The 13,731-nt window shown below is 66.5% G+C and carries 17 protein-coding genes and 1 pseudogene; 7 read left to right on the top strand and 11 right to left on the bottom strand.

Annotated elements, in window-relative coordinates:
• The first annotated feature begins 13 nt into the window (after positions 1-13).
• Positions 14-241: a hypothetical protein gene (locus tag LQ564_RS21410; RefSeq protein ID WP_231060135.1), complete on the top strand. Its 228-nt coding sequence runs from the start codon at positions 14-16 to the stop codon at positions 239-241.
• On the opposite strand, the gene LQ564_RS21405 is transcribed toward LQ564_RS21410, so the two are convergent.
• Positions 238-438 (bottom strand): hypothetical protein, encoded by a 201-nt coding sequence (locus LQ564_RS21405; protein WP_231060134.1) that lies wholly within the window; start codon positions 436-438, stop codon positions 238-240. The two genes, LQ564_RS21410 and LQ564_RS21405, sit on opposite strands and share 4 nt — an antisense overlap.
• A 248-nt stretch (positions 439-686) precedes the next feature.
• On the opposite strand from LQ564_RS21405, the pseudogene LQ564_RS21400 reads away from it, so the two are divergent.
• A pseudogene (locus LQ564_RS21400) lies at positions 687-1,390 on the top strand (ATP-dependent Clp protease proteolytic subunit).
• On the opposite strand, the gene LQ564_RS21395 reads toward LQ564_RS21400, so the two are convergent.
• Positions 1,300-2,214 carry a LysR family transcriptional regulator gene (locus LQ564_RS21395; protein ID WP_231060133.1) on the bottom strand — a complete coding sequence of 305 codons (915 nt, stop codon included), beginning with the start codon at positions 2,212-2,214 and terminating at the stop codon, positions 1,300-1,302. The pseudogene LQ564_RS21400 and the gene LQ564_RS21395 overlap by 91 nt on opposite strands.
• Positions 2,215-2,319: 105 nt before the next feature.
• On the opposite strand from LQ564_RS21395, the gene LQ564_RS21390 reads away from it, so the two are divergent.
• The 4 genes from LQ564_RS21390 to LQ564_RS21375 are packed head-to-tail and all read left to right on the top strand — an operon-like array spanning position 2,320 to position 5,418.
• Positions 2,320-2,766 (top strand): ester cyclase, encoded by a 447-nt coding sequence (locus LQ564_RS21390; protein ID WP_231060132.1) that lies wholly within the window; start codon positions 2,320-2,322, stop codon positions 2,764-2,766.
• A gap of 19 nt (positions 2,767-2,785) precedes the next feature.
• Positions 2,786-3,706 (top strand): NADP-dependent oxidoreductase, encoded by a 921-nt coding sequence (locus LQ564_RS21385; RefSeq protein ID WP_231060131.1) that lies wholly within the window; start codon positions 2,786-2,788, stop codon positions 3,704-3,706.
• A gap of 11 nt (positions 3,707-3,717) precedes the next feature.
• The gene (locus LQ564_RS21380) at positions 3,718-4,635 is read left to right on the top strand and encodes an SDR family NAD(P)-dependent oxidoreductase (protein WP_231060130.1); all 918 of its coding nucleotides are present in this window, start codon (positions 3,718-3,720) and stop codon (positions 4,633-4,635) included.
• Positions 4,636-4,677: 42 nt separating this feature from the next.
• Positions 4,678-5,418, top strand: coding sequence for an SDR family oxidoreductase (locus LQ564_RS21375; RefSeq protein WP_231060129.1), 741 nt, complete (start codon positions 4,678-4,680; stop codon positions 5,416-5,418).
• Positions 5,419-5,423: 5 nt separating this feature from the next.
• On the opposite strand, the gene ggt is transcribed toward LQ564_RS21375, so the two are convergent.
• The 3 genes from ggt to LQ564_RS21360 all read right to left on the bottom strand — a co-directional run bounded on the left by ggt (position 5,424) and on the right by LQ564_RS21360 (position 8,813).
• A complete protein-coding gene (ggt, locus tag LQ564_RS21370) occupies positions 5,424-7,208 on the bottom strand; it encodes a gamma-glutamyltransferase (RefSeq protein ID WP_231060128.1) in 1,785 nt (594 codons plus the stop codon).
• A 111-nt stretch (positions 7,209-7,319) separates the two neighbouring features.
• Entirely contained in the window at positions 7,320-8,078 is a 759-nt protein-coding gene (locus tag LQ564_RS21365) for a 3-hydroxyacyl-CoA dehydrogenase (protein WP_231060127.1), read from the bottom strand.
• A 111-nt stretch (positions 8,079-8,189) separates the two neighbouring features.
• A complete protein-coding gene (locus LQ564_RS21360) occupies positions 8,190-8,813 on the bottom strand; it encodes a hypothetical protein (protein ID WP_231060126.1) in 624 nt (207 codons plus the stop codon).
• A gap of 163 nt (positions 8,814-8,976) precedes the next feature.
• Here LQ564_RS21360 and LQ564_RS21355 point away from each other — a divergent pair, with 163 nt between their 5' ends.
• Positions 8,977-9,489 (top strand): DsbA family protein, encoded by a 513-nt coding sequence (locus tag LQ564_RS21355; protein ID WP_231060125.1) that lies wholly within the window; start codon positions 8,977-8,979, stop codon positions 9,487-9,489.
• Between the two features lie 205 nt (positions 9,490-9,694).
• Here LQ564_RS21355 and adk read toward each other — a convergent pair whose 3' ends face one another.
• From adk to LQ564_RS21325, 6 genes are all read right to left on the bottom strand, one after another.
• The gene (gene adk / locus LQ564_RS21350; protein WP_231060124.1) at positions 9,695-10,351 is read right to left on the bottom strand and encodes an adenylate kinase; all 657 of its coding nucleotides are present in this window, start codon (positions 10,349-10,351) and stop codon (positions 9,695-9,697) included.
• Between the two features lie 205 nt (positions 10,352-10,556).
• The gene (gene kdsB, locus LQ564_RS21345) at positions 10,557-11,309 is read right to left on the bottom strand and encodes a 3-deoxy-manno-octulosonate cytidylyltransferase (protein WP_231060123.1); all 753 of its coding nucleotides are present in this window, start codon (positions 11,307-11,309) and stop codon (positions 10,557-10,559) included.
• Positions 11,306-11,476, bottom strand: coding sequence for a Trm112 family protein (locus LQ564_RS21340; RefSeq protein ID WP_020652555.1), 171 nt, complete (start codon positions 11,474-11,476; stop codon positions 11,306-11,308). The genes kdsB and LQ564_RS21340 overlap by 4 nt, the downstream gene beginning before the upstream one ends.
• Positions 11,457-12,485 (bottom strand): tetraacyldisaccharide 4'-kinase, encoded by a 1,029-nt coding sequence (lpxK, locus tag LQ564_RS21335; protein ID WP_231060122.1) that lies wholly within the window; start codon positions 12,483-12,485, stop codon positions 11,457-11,459. Before lpxK ends, LQ564_RS21340 begins: the two co-directional genes overlap by 20 nt.
• Positions 12,486-12,525: 40 nt before the next feature.
• On the bottom strand, positions 12,526-12,966 hold the full coding sequence (locus LQ564_RS21330; RefSeq protein WP_231060239.1) for an ExbD/TolR family protein: 441 nt from the start codon (positions 12,964-12,966) through the stop codon (positions 12,526-12,528).
• Positions 12,966-13,574 (bottom strand): MotA/TolQ/ExbB proton channel family protein, encoded by a 609-nt coding sequence (locus tag LQ564_RS21325; protein WP_231060121.1) that lies wholly within the window; start codon positions 13,572-13,574, stop codon positions 12,966-12,968. The genes LQ564_RS21330 and LQ564_RS21325 overlap by 1 nt, the downstream gene beginning before the upstream one ends.
• Positions 13,575-13,731 lie beyond the last annotated feature (157 nt).

Below are 13,731 nucleotides of genomic sequence, written 5' to 3'. Positions count from 1 at the left end.
CGAGGAGACCAGCATGGATCATGAGACTGCGCGGGAGCTGATGGCGGTGTACGAACGCCTGGGTGGGGTCATCAACGAAGCGGACGACATCCTCCGCACCCTGCCCGAGGCCGAGCGCAGCACGCACCTGCACGCGCTGGCCGTCGTGATCCAGCATCTCTGGGCCAACCTGCAGCACCCCATCGTGCGCGAGCATCCGGACCTCGATCCGGACGGCGACCTTTTCCAGCGCAAGGCCTAGGCGAACGCCGCCACGCGGTACACCGCATCGTTCGCGCAGGGACCGCGGGCGGCGCGCACCTGCGGCGTCGAACCCACGCTCATCGGCTGCTCATCGAGCAGCAGCGTCGTTACGGCCGCCACGTCCATGCCATTGATCGCCGCCTGGAAGCGGCGCACCAGCGCGCGGCACAGCTTTTCCTCTGGTATCTTGTCCATATTGTCGCGCAGCCGCTGGCGCGCGTTCGCCGCCCGGGTCCCGAGCACCGCGGCGATGTCCGCGTGACTGCAGGCAAACGCCTCGTACAGCACCAGCGCCAGGCGCTCGGACTACGACAGTCGGGCCAGCAGCCGGGTCATGGCTTCCGCTGTCTAGGCTTCCCGCAGCGGGTCGTCCGGGTCGGTGGCGCGCGTCAAGCCGGCAAGGAATCGCGTTCGCGATACGACTCTACCCCGAAAGGACGGACATGACAGCTGATGCATCCCTGGGCCTGGCGCCCACCGTGATCGAACAGACCGGACGCGGCGAGCGCGCCTTCGACATCTACTCGCGCCTGCTCAAGGAAGGGGTGGTCTTTCTGGTCGGCGAACTGACGGAGCAATCCGCAACCTGATCGTGGCGCAGCTGCTGTTCCTGGAATCGGAGAATCCGGAGAAGGACATCGCGCTCTACATCAACTCGCCCGGCGGCTCGGTGTACGCGGGCATGGCGGTGTACGACACCATGCAATTCATCAGGCCGGAGGTGTCCACGCTGTGCACCGGGTTCGCGGCCAGCATGAGCACGTTCCTGCTGGCGGCCGGGGCGATCGGCAAACGCCATGCCTTGCCGAATGCGCGGATCATGATTCATCAGCCGCATGGCGACTCGCAGGGGGTGGCGAGCGACATCGAGATCCAGGCGCGCGAAGTGCCTTCTATCCGCCATTGGATGAATACGATCATGGCCGAGCGCACCGGGCGGACGCTGGCGCAGGTCGAGAAGGATTCGGACAGGGACAATGACATGTCGACGGGCCAGGCGGTGGAATACGGGCTGATCGACCGCGTGCTGACCGAGCGCCAGCAGGGCCGAGCTTCCTACCGAAAACCTGCCGTCACGCGATCGACGGCGTCGCGCAGCCACCGTTGCGACAGCTTCTCATCGTTACGGCGGTGCCAGATCTGGTGAAAGACCACTTCCGGCAAGGGCACCGGCGGCGGGAACATCACCAGTTCAGCCGCCTGCGCCGAGTGGAGGGCGACACGGCGCAACAGCGTCGCCGCCAGGTCCGCTTCGCGCAGCAGTGCAGGCACGGCGAACATCTGCGGCATCGTCACCTTGACGCGCCGCTGCAAGCCATGGTCGGCGAGCGCCTGGTCGACCACGCCATAGCGACTGCCCTCGGGAGAAACCAGGATATGGTTCATCGCCAGGTAGGCATCCAGGTCCAGTTTGCGCCGTGCCTGCGCCGCGTCCCTGCGCACCAGCGTGACGAACACGTCGTGCATGATCGGGCGGCTCAGGATGCGGCTTTCCTGCACTGTCGGCGCGACGCCGATCGCGAGGTCGATCTTGCCCGCATCGAGCAGCTCCACGGCATCGTCGCGTCCGGAGAAGGTGCGAACGTCCACGCCCACGCCCGGCGCCTCGCGCGCCAGCATGCCGAGCAGCGCAGGCAGAACGATGAATGCCGGGTAGTCGGAAAGGCCGATCGCGAAGCGCAGCACCGCGGCGCCGGGGTCGAAGCGTTCCGGCTGCGCCAACACGGATTCGAACTCGCGCAGTGCGCGCGCCACCGGTTCCGCCATGTCGTAGGCGCGCGGCGTCGGCAACAGCCCGGTGGCACTGCGCTGAAACAGCCGGTCGCCGAACAAGGCGCGCAGCCGCGCCAGGGCCGCGCTCATTGCCGGCTGGCTGACATCCATGCGCGCGGCCGCACGGGTCACGTTGCGTTCCTGCATGAGCGCGTCGAAAGCCGCCAGCAGATTCAGATCGATACCATGAAAATCCATATTTAGTATATTACCGTATCACTGCTATTTGTTGGATAGATAGCACCTCGTCTTCATAATCATTCCAGGCGCCGATATGGAGCGCCATCCAGGAAAGGTTACAAGATGAGCAAGAATGCAATACACCAGGACGAAGAGCGCCTGGCCCGGGAGCGCCGCGCCGTGCTGCGCCTGTACGACGCCTTCAGCCGGCAAGATCCCGACCTGATCGACGATGCCGTGACGCCGGACTGGGAAGACATCCCCCCGGCGCCCGGACAGGGTCCGGGCCCCGAAGGCATGAAGCCCATCATCCGCAGCGTCATCAGCGCGTTTCCCGACGTGCAGATCGTCGTCCACGAACTGATCCAGGTCCCGGGCAAGATCGCGGTACGCGGCGAGATCACCGGCACCCACGAAGGCGAGCTGTTCGGCATCGCCCCGACTGGCAAGGCGGTGCGCTTCCGACTCCATGAATTCCACGCGCTCGACGGCGAACACATCACCACGACCTGGCACATGGAGGACTGGTACGGCCTGTTCCTTCAGCTCGGCCGCTTCCCAGCAATCTGACATCCACCAGGAGCCATCCATGCAAGCAGCAATGATTCGACAATTCGGCGCGGACGCGGCCGTGCAGGTCGCGTCCCTTCCTTCCCTTTCTCCTGTCGCGAACGAAGTACTGGTCCGCATCGAGGCAGCCGGGGTCAATCCGCTGGACATCAAGATGATCCGCGGCCATATGCAGACGGTGTTCCCGGCCCGCCTCCCCTACGTCCCGGGCACCGACTTTGCGGGCGTGGTAGAAGCGGCGGGCCCGCAGGCGCACGGCGTCAAGGCCGGCGACCGCGTGGCCGGCCGCCGCAATCCGGGCGATGGCGGGGCATTCGCCAGGTATCTGCTGTCTCCGGCCGAGGCGCTGGTGGTCATCCCGGACGCGATGAGCTTCGAACAGGCAGCGGCCTTGCCGACGGGTTTCGGCACTGCGCACCAGGCCCTGTTCGACGCCGGCCGGCTGCAGCGCGGCCAACGGGTGCTGGTGCATGCCGGCGCCGGCGGGGTGGGCAGCTTCGCGATCCAGCTGGCCAAGCGCGCCGGCGCGCACGTGACGGCGACCGCCTCTTCCCGCAACCTCGGCCTGCTGCGCGAACTCGGCGCCGACGACGCGATCGATTACGCCAACGACGACTTCACCCGCCTTCCGCCATTCGATCTCGTGCTCGACACCATCGGCGGCGACACGGCGGCGCGTTCCTGGAGCGTGCTGCGCGAAGGCGGAACGATGGCGACCCTGGTCGACTTCGCCATCACCTCACGCGATGGCCGCCACGGCGCCTTCGTGTTCTTTTCCCAGGCGGAGACGGCACTGCGCGAGGCTGTCGAGCTGTTCGACAAAGGTGAGCTCACCATTCCCATCGACTCGCTGTTTCCGCTCGAGCAAGCCGCCACGGCGCTCGACAAGGTCGCTTCCGGCCATGCGTGCGGCAAGGTCGTGATCCGGACCGCACGCTAAGGGAGGCGATCATGAGCAACACCATGAACCCACCCCGCATTGTCCTGGTCACCGGCGCCGGATCCGGCATCGGACGCGCGGTTGCCACGACACTGGCGCAGGCGGGAGACACCGTCTACGCCGGCATGCGCGATATCGACGGACGCAACCGGCAGCGCGCTGTGCAACTGGCTGCGCTCGCCGCCGAGGAGGGGCTCGTGCTCCACGTGCTGGAACTGGACGTCCTCTCCGAAACCTCCTGCCGTTCGGCGCTCGACCAGCTTTTGCTGGAACAGGGACGCATCGACGTGGTCGTGAACAACGCCGGCATGCTGATGAGTGGCGTGACGGAAGCCTTTACCCCGGGTCAGGTTGCGCAAGTGATCGATACCAATGCGCTGTCATGGCTCCGGGTCAACCGCGCCGCCCTGCCGGCCATGCGGCGCCAGGGCGGCGGCACCCTCGTCTACATCGGCAGCACGACCAGCCGCATCCACGAACCCTTTCTCGGTCCCTACGTGGCCAGCAAGGCGGCGGGCGACGCCCTGGCCGAGGTCATGGGCCTCGAGGTGCGGCCGTTCGGCATCGACAGCATCATCGTCGCGCCGGGCGCTTTCACGCAAGGGACCGAACACTTCAATCACGCGCAAGGCCCCGCCGACGGCGCCGTGCTCAGGCAATATGGCGCCCTTCCCCGGCGCGCCGCCGGATTGCCCGCGCGGCTCGACGCCATCGACGCCGCCTGCGGGGGCGCGCTCGACGTCGCAGCGGTCGGGATCGCCGTGCGCGAGGTCCTCGCGCTCGCGCACGGCCGGCGACCGGCGCGGATCACCGTCGATGCGCAGCAGAAAGGCGTCGAGGAACTCGACGTCCTGCACCAGGCGAAGCAGGCGGCCTTCCTCACCCGCATGGGACTGGAAGACCTGTTGCCGGCATCCATGCGGCGCTGAAGACGTTCATCGAACGCCCATCACACTGACGGAAGGAACGCCATGAGACCCACCACCGGCAGGACCGCCATCGTCACCGGCAGTTCACGCGGCATCGGCCGTGAAATTGCCCTGCACCTGGCAGCGCGAGGATGCGACATCGTCGTCAACTACCACGGCCGGGAAGACCTCGCCGATGCGGTCGTGCGCGAGATCAAATGGCTCGGCCGCAAGGCCATTGCCGTGCACGCCGACGTCGCCGACGAGACCGGGGCCAAGGCGCTGTTTCGCGCCACCCTGGATGCCTTCGGCAGGATCGATGTCGTCGTCAGCAACGCCGGCATCATGAAGACCGTGCCGATTGCCGGCGCCGGCCTGGCGGACTACGATGCCATCATGCGCACCAATGCCCGCGGCGCCTTCAACGTGCTGGCGCTGGCCGGCAAGCATCTCGGCGAGGGCGGGCGCATCATTGCCCTGTCCTCCAGCGTGATTGCCAAACCGGCGCCCGGCTATGGACCCTATATCGCTTCCAAGGCGGCGGTCGAGGTACTGGTCCGCGTCATGGCGAACGAGCTGCGCGGCAGGGGCATCACCTGTAATGCGGTCGCACCGGGTCCGGTCGGCACCGAGCTGTTCCTGGAAGGGAAAAGTGCGGATCAGATCGCCTCACTGGCAAGTGCGGCGCCGCTGGAGCGCCTGGGGACGCCGTCCGACATCGCCGCGGCCGTCGCCTTCCTGGCCGGGCCCGAAGGCGCCTGGGTCAATGCCCAGGTGCTGCGGGTCAATGGCGGCTTTGCCTGAGCCGGCTAGTCGCCTTTTGCGATGCCTTCCCGGCGCGGATCCGCCCCGCCATACCAGATCGGCACGCCGTGCACCTCGATCCGCTGGATCCCATGCAGCCCCGAGGTCTGCTCCCCAAGCCGCACCTTGTGCCCGCGCGCATTCAGCGCCTCGATGGTGGTCGACGGAAAACGCCCCACTTCCAGCTCGGTCGGCCCGTTGCGGCTGCCGAAATTCGGCAGCGAGATCGCTTCCTGCACGTTCAGGCCCCAGTCGAGCGTCCCGACCAGCACCTTGGTCACGAAGTTGATGATGGTCGGGCCGCCGGGCGAGCCGATCGCCAGCACCAGCTTGCCGGTCTTGCGGTCGAACACGATGGTTGGCGACATGGCGCTGCGCGGACGCTTGTTCGCCTCGACCCGGTTCGCCACCGGCCCGTCGGCATCGCGCGCGGAGAACGAGAAGTCGGTCAGCTGGTTGTTCAGGATGAAGCCATCGACCATCTGGCGCGAGCCGAAGGCGTCTTCGATGGTGGTGGTCATGGCCAGCCCCATGCCGTAGCCGTCGACCACCGACATGTGGGAGGTCGACGGCGTTTCGATCGCATTGTCGGTGCCCCACGCGACCTGCATGCCCGGCGGCGTGCCGGCCTTGGCTTCGCCCATCGAGCGCGGGCCGACCAGCTTGGCGCGCTGCGCCAGGTAGCCCTTGTCGATCAGGCTCGGCAAGCCGCGGCCCGGCAGCGGAACGAAGTCGGTGTCGGCCGCGTAGCGGTTGCGGTCGGCATAGGCCAGGCGGCCGACTTCGGTGAACACGTGCAGCGCGTCCGGGCCCGGCACGCCGGCGGCCGGCGCCAGCGCGCGCATGTCCATCGTCTCGAACATGCCCAGCATCTGCGCCACCGCAATACCGCCAGAGGACGGCGGCGGCATGCCGCACACGGTGTAGGCGCGATAGTCGCTGCACACGGGCGTGCGGACTTTCGGCCGGTAGTTGGCGATGTCCGATGCACTCAGCAGGCCGGGATTGGTCGGATGCCCCTGCACCTTGGCCGCGATGTCGCGCGCAATATGGCCCTTGTAAAACGCGTCGGCGCCGCCGTCGGCGATCTCGCGCAGGGTCCTGGCCAGCGCCGCGTTCTTGAGGATATGGCCGACCGGCCAGGGCTTGCCGCCATTGCCGTAGAAATAGGCGGCCGCTTCCTTGTCCTTGCGCAGGTGCACGTCGCCGCTGAGCAGCGCGTTCAGGCGCGGGCTGACGGCGAAGCCTTGTTCCGACAGCTTGATGGCCGGCGCGAACAGCGCCTTCCACGGCAGCTTGCCGTGCTGCTTGTGCGCCAGCTCGAGCATGCGCAGCACGCCCGGCGCGCCGGTCGAGCGGCCGCCGACGATGCCTTCGGTACGCGACAGCGGCGTGCCGTCGGGACGCTCGAACAAGTGTTCGTCGGCCTTGGCCGGGGCGGTCTCGCGGCCGTCGAAGGCCTGGGTGTGCTTGCCGTCGTAGTGGACCAGGAAGGCGCCGCCGCCGATGCCCGAGGATTGCGGCTCGACCAGGGTCAGCACCATCTGGGTGGCGATGGCGGCGTCGATCGCGCTGCCGCCCCGCTTCAGGATCTGGTAGCCGGCCTCGACCGCCAGCGGGTTGGCCGCGGCCACCATGTATTTCTTCGCGGGCCAGCCCGGCTTCGCCTGGTAGCCGGTGGCGGCTTCGGGGGCGGCCTGGCGGGCATCCTGGGCCAGCAGCGGCGTGGTGGTGGCGAATGCCAGCGTGAATGCCAGCGCAGCCTGTCGCATCGTCAAGTTCTTCAACATCGTTTCCTTAAAAAGCAAAGGGCGCGCGACCTGCGCCGCGCGCCCGACATCTGTCAATCGTACAACAATTGAGTGATGGCTTCAGGATCGTTCCGTGAAACCAGGTTTTGCTTATTTGGGCTGCATGCGGATCGCGCCGTCGAGGCGGATGGTTTCGCCGTTCAGCATGACGTTCTCGATGATGGCCTTGGCCAGGTGCGCGTATTCCTTCGGCATGCCGAGGCGCGGCGGGAACGGGACCATCTTGCCGAGCGAATCGCGCACTTCCTGCGGCATGCCCATCAGCATCGGGGTTTCGAAGATGCCCGGGGCGATGGTCATCACGCGGATGCCGCTGCGCGACAGGTCGCGCGCCATCGGCAGGGTCATGCCGGCCACGGCCGCTTTCGAGGATGCATAGGCGGCCTGGCCGATCTGGCCGTCGAATGCCGCGACCGAAGCGGTGTTGATGATGATGCCGCGCTCGCCGTATTCGCCGGCCTCGAGCTTGCCCATGGCGTCGGCCGCCAGGCGGCACATATTGAAGGTGCCGACCAGGTTGATGTTCACCGCGCGCTGGAAAGAGTCCAGCGGGTGCGGGCCGTCCTTGCCGACGGTCTTGACGGCCGGCGCCACGCCGGCGCAGTTGACCAGGCCACGCAGCTGGCCGAGCTTGCCGGCTGCCTCGACGACCGCCAGGCCGTCGGCCTCCGAGGTCACGTCGCACTTGACGAACTGGCCTCCCAATTCGGCCGCCAGCGCCTCGCCTGCTTCGGCTTGCACGTCGGCGATGACGACCTTGCCGCCCGCCTCGGTGATCATGCGCGCCGTGGCTGCTCCAAGGCCCGACGCGCCACCGGTCACGATGAACACATTGTTCTGAATCTGCATGGTTTTCCCTTATAAAAGTTCTCTGTCCCGCTTCACGTTTACGTAAACGTCAAACAGCGGCATTGTAGCGAACTTTTGGCAGGAAAAACCATGCCCGGCCCCGCAGACGGGTCAAAGACACTGGATCGTGGTGCCGTTGCTGGTGCACGCCCGGCCGCTGCTGCTGACACCCGGACCGCCGCCCGGCGGCAGGTTGACCGTCACGCCGTTGGCGCCGGTGCAGGCGCTGCCGACGCAGCCGACCACCGGCGTGCTCTGCGGCCCCACAGGCGACGGCGCGACGCCGGACTCGACCTGCACCGACGGTTTCGGCTGCGGCGCGGCGATGCGCGGCGTGCTGTCGATGCGCGCCCCGACCGCGCGCCGATTGGCCTGCGGCGGACGCTTCTGCGGCTGCTGGCGCCCATCGCGGGCATTGCCTTGCCGGGACTGCGGCTGCGTGTTCTGCGGCGCCGGGCGGGCCGACGGGTCGGCGTCCGCCGGCTTGCCCGTGGGCGGCTGGCCGGCGCGCTCTTCCTGGGCTTGCGGTCGCGCTTCGCCGGTGGCCTGGGTGCTGGACGTGGTCGGCTGGGCGGTGGTCGCCGGCGGGGTCGGGGGATTGAGCACCGGGCCATAGCTGGCGCTGTCGTCGACCGGCTTGCTGGCAGGCGGTTGCGGCGTGGCCTGGTTCTGGGCCAGTGTGCTGGCGGACGCGACGGCGAACAACACGGCTATCATGGAATGGATGGGACGCATGGTGCACCTCGATGGGTCGGATGTTGGACAAGCCATTATCTGCCTGACATCGCCGGCCCGGCGCACACGAAACAAATCCTCACATGATTGTTGGGCGGTAACGGGCGGCGTGCCCGGGACGGTGCGTGCGAAGATCAGGCCATCCATATTCACAGGAGCAAAGATGAGCCAGTTGCAGATCGCGGAAGGCGACCACGTGCGGGGCCAGCCCGGCGCTGACATCACCATCATCGAATACGGCGACTTCCAGTGCCCCTACTGCGCACGCGCCTACCCTACCCTGGTCGAGCTGCAGCACCGCTATGGCGAGCGCATCGCGCTGGTCTACCGCCACCTGCCGCTCGGCATGCATCCGTTCGCGCAAGGCGCGGCCGAGGCGGCGGAAGCGGCCGGGGCGCAGGGCAAGTTCTGGGAGATGCACGACAAGCTGTTCGAATACCAGGCGCAGATGTCGCCGGGGCAGCTGCCGCTGGTGGCGCAGGAGCTGGGGCTGGACGCGGCGCGTTTCGACGCCGACCTGGCGGCGGGCGCGCATCGCGAGCGTATCCGCGCCCAGGCGCAAGAAGGCAAGACGGCGGGGGCGAGCGGGACGCCGAGTTTCTTCATCAATGGCGAGCGGTATCACGGGGATTCGGATCGGGAGTCGCTGACCGCGGCAGTCGAAAAATACCTGTAGCGCCACTGTAGGGTGGGCGGTCCCCGCCCACCCTACGAGGGTGTGAAAAATTCGTCCATGGCTGCGTTGCCTCATCTTGCCGTACGAGTGTACTGTCTTCGACTCGGCGCCTTGCCATAGCCGTTTTTTCACACCCTCTACGCCAATGCGTACGTTAACAAAAAAACGGCCCATCGAGGACCGTTTCGCTTGAAGCAGAGTCGGTTTATTCCGACAGCGCCGCAAACGCGTTGTCGCGCACCTGCTCGACCGGACCCACGCCCGAGATCTTGCGGTACTTCGGCGCGCCCGGCAGGCCCGATTGCGCCCACTTGTTGTAGTAGCCGAGCAGCACTTCGGTCTGGTTGTGGTAGACCGACAGGCGCTTGAGGACGGTTTCTTCCTTGTCGTCGTCGCGCTGCACCAGCGGCTCGCCGGTCACGTCGTCGATGTCGGCGGCTTTCGGCGGGTTGAACTTGGTGTGGTACACGCGGCCGGAAGCCGGGTGGGTGCGGCGGCCCGACATGCGCTCGACGATCAGGTCGTCCGGCACGTCGATTTCCAGCACGTAGTCGATGGTCACGCCGCTGTCCTTCATGGCGTCGGCCTGCGCGATGGTGCGCGGGAAACCGTCGAACAGGTAGCCGTTGGCGCAGTCGGTCTCCTTCAGGCGCTCTTTCACCAGGCCGATGATGATGTCATCCGACACCAATTGCCCCGCATCCATCACCTTCTTGGCAGCCAGGCCCAGCTCGGTACCCGCCTTGATCGCCGCGCGCAGCATGTCGCCGGTCGAGATTTGAGGGATGTTGAACTTTTCCTTGATGTAGTTAGCCTGGGTGCCTTTGCCGGCGCCGGGTGCTCCTAACAGAATGAGACGCATGAGTTTCCTAAGGTTCTTTGAGGATGTTAATAATTTTTATGGATGCGCTGGATCGCGAATGGATGCGCTGGACGCCGCTATTGGTGTTTTTCTGGCTACCTTGACACGAAAGTTACCACAAAAGTCAGCTTTAACGCCAATTTTGAGGCCATCCGCAAGCAACTTTTGATGTACCGCAGACAGGCCGAATCGGCGTCTTGACTGTTCAGCTTGCGTAATGTTTGCGCACGCGCTCCAGGTCGTCCGGGGTGTCGACGCCACCCGGCGGCGCGCTGTCCGTCACGTGGACGGCGATCGGCACGCCGTGCCACAGCACGCGCAATTGTTCCAGCGCTTCGATGGTCTCGAGCGGGGACGCTTCCAGGGCCGGATAAGCCTGCAGGAAGGCGTTGCTGTATGCATACAGGCCGATGTGGCGCAGCGGGGCGTAGCCGGCCGGCAGCGAATCCTGGGTCGCCATGAAGGCATCGCGGTGCCAGGGGATGGTGGCGCGCGAGAAATACAGCGCACGTCCGGCCTTGTCCAGCACGACCTTGACGATGTTCGGGTTGAACACCTCGGCCACGTCGTATATCGGATGGGCACAGGTCGCCATCGGCACGCCGTCGCGAATGCGGGCGGCGCAGGCGGCCAGCAGGGCCGGTTCGATCAGCGGCTCGTCGCCCTGCAGGTTGACCACGACTTCCTCCGGCGCCAGGCCCAGGATCTGCGCCACTTCGGCGATGCGGTCGGTGCCCGACGGATGGTCGGCGCGCGTCATGCAGGCTTCGACGCCATGCTCGGCACAGGCGGCCAGGATATCCGCATGATCGGTCGCGACGATGATGCGCGACGCCCCGGATTCCCGGGCGCGCTCGGCCACGCGCACCACCATCGGCTTGCCGCCGAGGTCTGCGAGCGGCTTGTTCGGCAGGCGGGTCGAGGACAGCCGTGCCGGAATGATGACCGTAAAGCTCATACCGCCTCGATCTTGCGCGCCTGGTCGGCCCACATGATCGGGATCCCGTCGCGGATCGGGTATGCCAGGCGGTCCGGGCGGCAGGTCAGTTCCTGCGCTTTTTTATCGTATTCAAGCGGGCCCTTGCACAGCGGGCAGACCAGGATATCAAGCAGTCGAGCGTCCACGACATTTCTCCACGATTTGTTCGGCCAGCGCGGAGTCGATCCGCGCCGTCACCGGCACGACCCACAAGCGCGGATCGTCCTTCAGGTTATCAAGTTGCCGACATTTTACTGCATCCTTCTCCGTGATCAGGATGACATCGGCGTCGACGGTGTCGAAAGGCCGGTCGCGGAAGTCGTGGTGGTCGGGCAGCGGCAGCTCGCCGATCGCCAGGCCGGCCGCGCGCAGCATGGCGAAGAAGCGGCCGGGGTTGCCGATGCCGGCCGCGGCGACGATGCGCTTGCCCTGCATTTGCGCCAGCGGAATTCCTTCACCCGGACGATTGAGTGGCTCGGCGACATCGCCTGCCAGCGCCATCCGGAACGGGCTGCCGCCGACCGCGCGCGCCAGCGCCGGCGTGATCTCCGGGGCATTGACCACCGTGAAATCGCGCCGCCGCGACGGCGCTTCGCGCAGCGGCCCGGCCGGCAGCAGCCAGCCGTTGCCGACGCCGCGGCCGTCGAACAGGACGATCTCGACGTCGCGCGCCAGCGCATGGTGCTGCAGCCCGTCGTCGGTGATGATGATATTCACGTCCGGATGCGCGGCCAGCAGCGCCCTGCCCGCTTCCGCGCGCTTGCGTCCGACCACGACCGGGCAGCGGGCGCGCGCGGCGATCAGGAGCGGCTCGTCGCCGACCTCGCCCGGATCGGATTGCGGCGTCACCTCGCGCGGGCTGGATTCCTTGCCGCCATGACCGCGCGAAATCACGCCAGGACGCAGGCCGGCCGCGCGCAGCGCCTCGGCCAGCCAGATGGTCAGCGGCGTCTTGCCGGTACCGCCGATAAAGATATTGCCGACCACGATGACGGGCACCGGCAGCCGTTCGCTCTTCTTGATGCCGCTGCGATAGAGCCAGGCGCGCAAGCCGGACAGCAGGCGAAACAGCAGCGACACGGGCAGCAGCGCGAGCGCCAGCGGGCCGCGGCGCAGCCAGGCGCGGGTGAAGATCGATTCGAGATTGGAAGCCATGCGGGATGGACGCAGCGCTGCACGAGCAGCGCCGCGCCGATTACTTTTGGCCGCCGGTCTGGGCGGCGAAGGTCAGCTTGTCGTAGCCGGCCACGCGCGATGCTTCCAGCACATTGATGACCATCTGGTGCATCGCGAACTGGTCGGCGTTGACGATGACGACCGGGTCGCGCGCCGGCTGGCCATTGGGGCCGTTGCGGGCGGCATTCCTGAGGTCCTCGGCCAGGCCGGCAACGCTGTGGAAAGCCACCGGCACATTGTTTACCGTGTAGTTGCCCTTGGCGTCGATCGTGACGTTGATCTCGAACGGACGCTCCTGCACCTTCTCGGCGTCGGCGGTCGGCAGGGTGATCTGCAGCTCGGTGAACTTGCTGTAGGTGGTCGACACCATCAGGAAGATCAGGACCACCAGCAACACGTCGATGAAGGGGATCAGGTTGATCTCCGGCTCCTCGCGCTGGCGGCCGCGGCGGAAGTTCATCATTTGCGGGTCCCGTGCACGACGTCGACGAATTTCACGGCCTGCAGTTCCATCTCGACGATGAAGCTGTCGACCAGGGCGCGGAAGTGGCGGTAGAAGACCAGGGCCGGCATCGCGATCGCCAGGCCGAAGCCGGTGTTGTACAGGGCCACCGAGATGCCGTGCGCCAGCTGCGCCGGGTTGCTGCCGCCGGTCGGGCTCTGGGCGCCGAAGATCTCGATCATGCCGACCACGGTGCCGAACAGGCCCATCAGAGGCGCGAGCGAGGCGATGGTGCCGAGGGTGGTCAGGAAACGCTCGAGGCCGTGGGCGACGCCGCGGCCGGCCTCCTCGATCGACTCCTTCATGACGTCGCGCGGCGCGTCGACGTTGCGCAGGGCGCTGGCCAGCACGGTGCCGAGCGGCGAATTCTGTTCGAGCTTGTCGACCACTTCCGGCGTCACCTTTCCGGCGCGGTAGACGCGGGTCACTTCATCCAGCAATCCCTTCGGGAGGATTTTTTCGCGGCGCAGGTAGATCAGGCGTTCCACGATCAGGGCGACGGCGACGATCGAGGCGATCAGCAAGAGCCAGATAGGCCAGCCTGCAGCTTGAAAAATGGCGAGCAAGAGAAACTCCTGAGGGTAAGAAATCAATTCGCCAATGTAACAAGTTGCCAGCAGTGCGGCAAGTGCGGTCCAACCAGGTTCTGCACAACTTCTGTGGATAAAAATGTGTGCAAGGGCCTGTTTGGGATCAAAGCACCTTGATTTCAAAGGGATTTCG

The organism is Massilia phyllostachyos, assembly GCF_021044825.1.
Lineage (GTDB): Bacteria > Pseudomonadota > Gammaproteobacteria > Burkholderiales > Burkholderiaceae_D > Telluria > Telluria phyllostachyos.
Note: the sequence above shows the minus strand (reverse complement) of the source record. Positions and strands in the feature narration are given on the sequence as shown.

Excerpts from the sequence above, each read along its gene's own strand:
- LQ564_RS21375 (WP_231060129.1), top strand. The coding sequence starts at position 4,678 with ATGAGACCCACCACCGGCAGGACCGCCATCGTCACCGGCAGTTCACGC.
- LQ564_RS21365 (WP_231060127.1), bottom strand. The coding sequence starts at position 8,078 with ATGCAGATTCAGAACAATGTGTTCATCGTGACCGGTGGCGCGTCGGGC.
- LQ564_RS21380 (WP_231060130.1), top strand. The coding sequence starts at position 3,718 with ATGAGCAACACCATGAACCCACCCCGCATTGTCCTGGTCACCGGCGCC.
- adk (WP_231060124.1), bottom strand. The coding sequence starts at position 10,351 with ATGCGTCTCATTCTGTTAGGAGCACCCGGCGCCGGCAAAGGCACCCAG.
- LQ564_RS21360 (WP_231060126.1), bottom strand. The coding sequence starts at position 8,813 with ATGCGTCCCATCCATTCCATGATAGCCGTGTTGTTCGCCGTCGCGTCC.
- LQ564_RS21405 (WP_231060134.1), bottom strand. The coding sequence starts at position 438 with ATGGACAAGATACCAGAGGAAAAGCTGTGCCGCGCGCTGGTGCGCCGC.
- LQ564_RS21355 (WP_231060125.1), top strand. The coding sequence starts at position 8,977 with ATGAGCCAGTTGCAGATCGCGGAAGGCGACCACGTGCGGGGCCAGCCC.
- ggt (WP_231060128.1), bottom strand. The coding sequence starts at position 7,208 with ATGTTGAAGAACTTGACGATGCGACAGGCTGCGCTGGCATTCACGCTG.
- kdsB (WP_231060123.1), bottom strand. The coding sequence starts at position 11,309 with ATGAGCTTTACGGTCATCATTCCGGCACGGCTGTCCTCGACCCGCCTG.
- LQ564_RS21395 (WP_231060133.1), bottom strand. The coding sequence starts at position 2,214 with ATGGATTTTCATGGTATCGATCTGAATCTGCTGGCGGCTTTCGACGCG.
- lpxK (WP_231060122.1), bottom strand. The coding sequence starts at position 12,485 with ATGGCTTCCAATCTCGAATCGATCTTCACCCGCGCCTGGCTGCGCCGC.
- LQ564_RS21410 (WP_231060135.1), top strand. The coding sequence starts at position 14 with ATGGATCATGAGACTGCGCGGGAGCTGATGGCGGTGTACGAACGCCTG.
- LQ564_RS21385 (WP_231060131.1), top strand. The coding sequence starts at position 2,786 with ATGCAAGCAGCAATGATTCGACAATTCGGCGCGGACGCGGCCGTGCAG.
- LQ564_RS21330 (WP_231060239.1), bottom strand. The coding sequence starts at position 12,966 with ATGAACTTCCGCCGCGGCCGCCAGCGCGAGGAGCCGGAGATCAACCTG.
- LQ564_RS21390 (WP_231060132.1), top strand. The coding sequence starts at position 2,320 with ATGAGCAAGAATGCAATACACCAGGACGAAGAGCGCCTGGCCCGGGAG.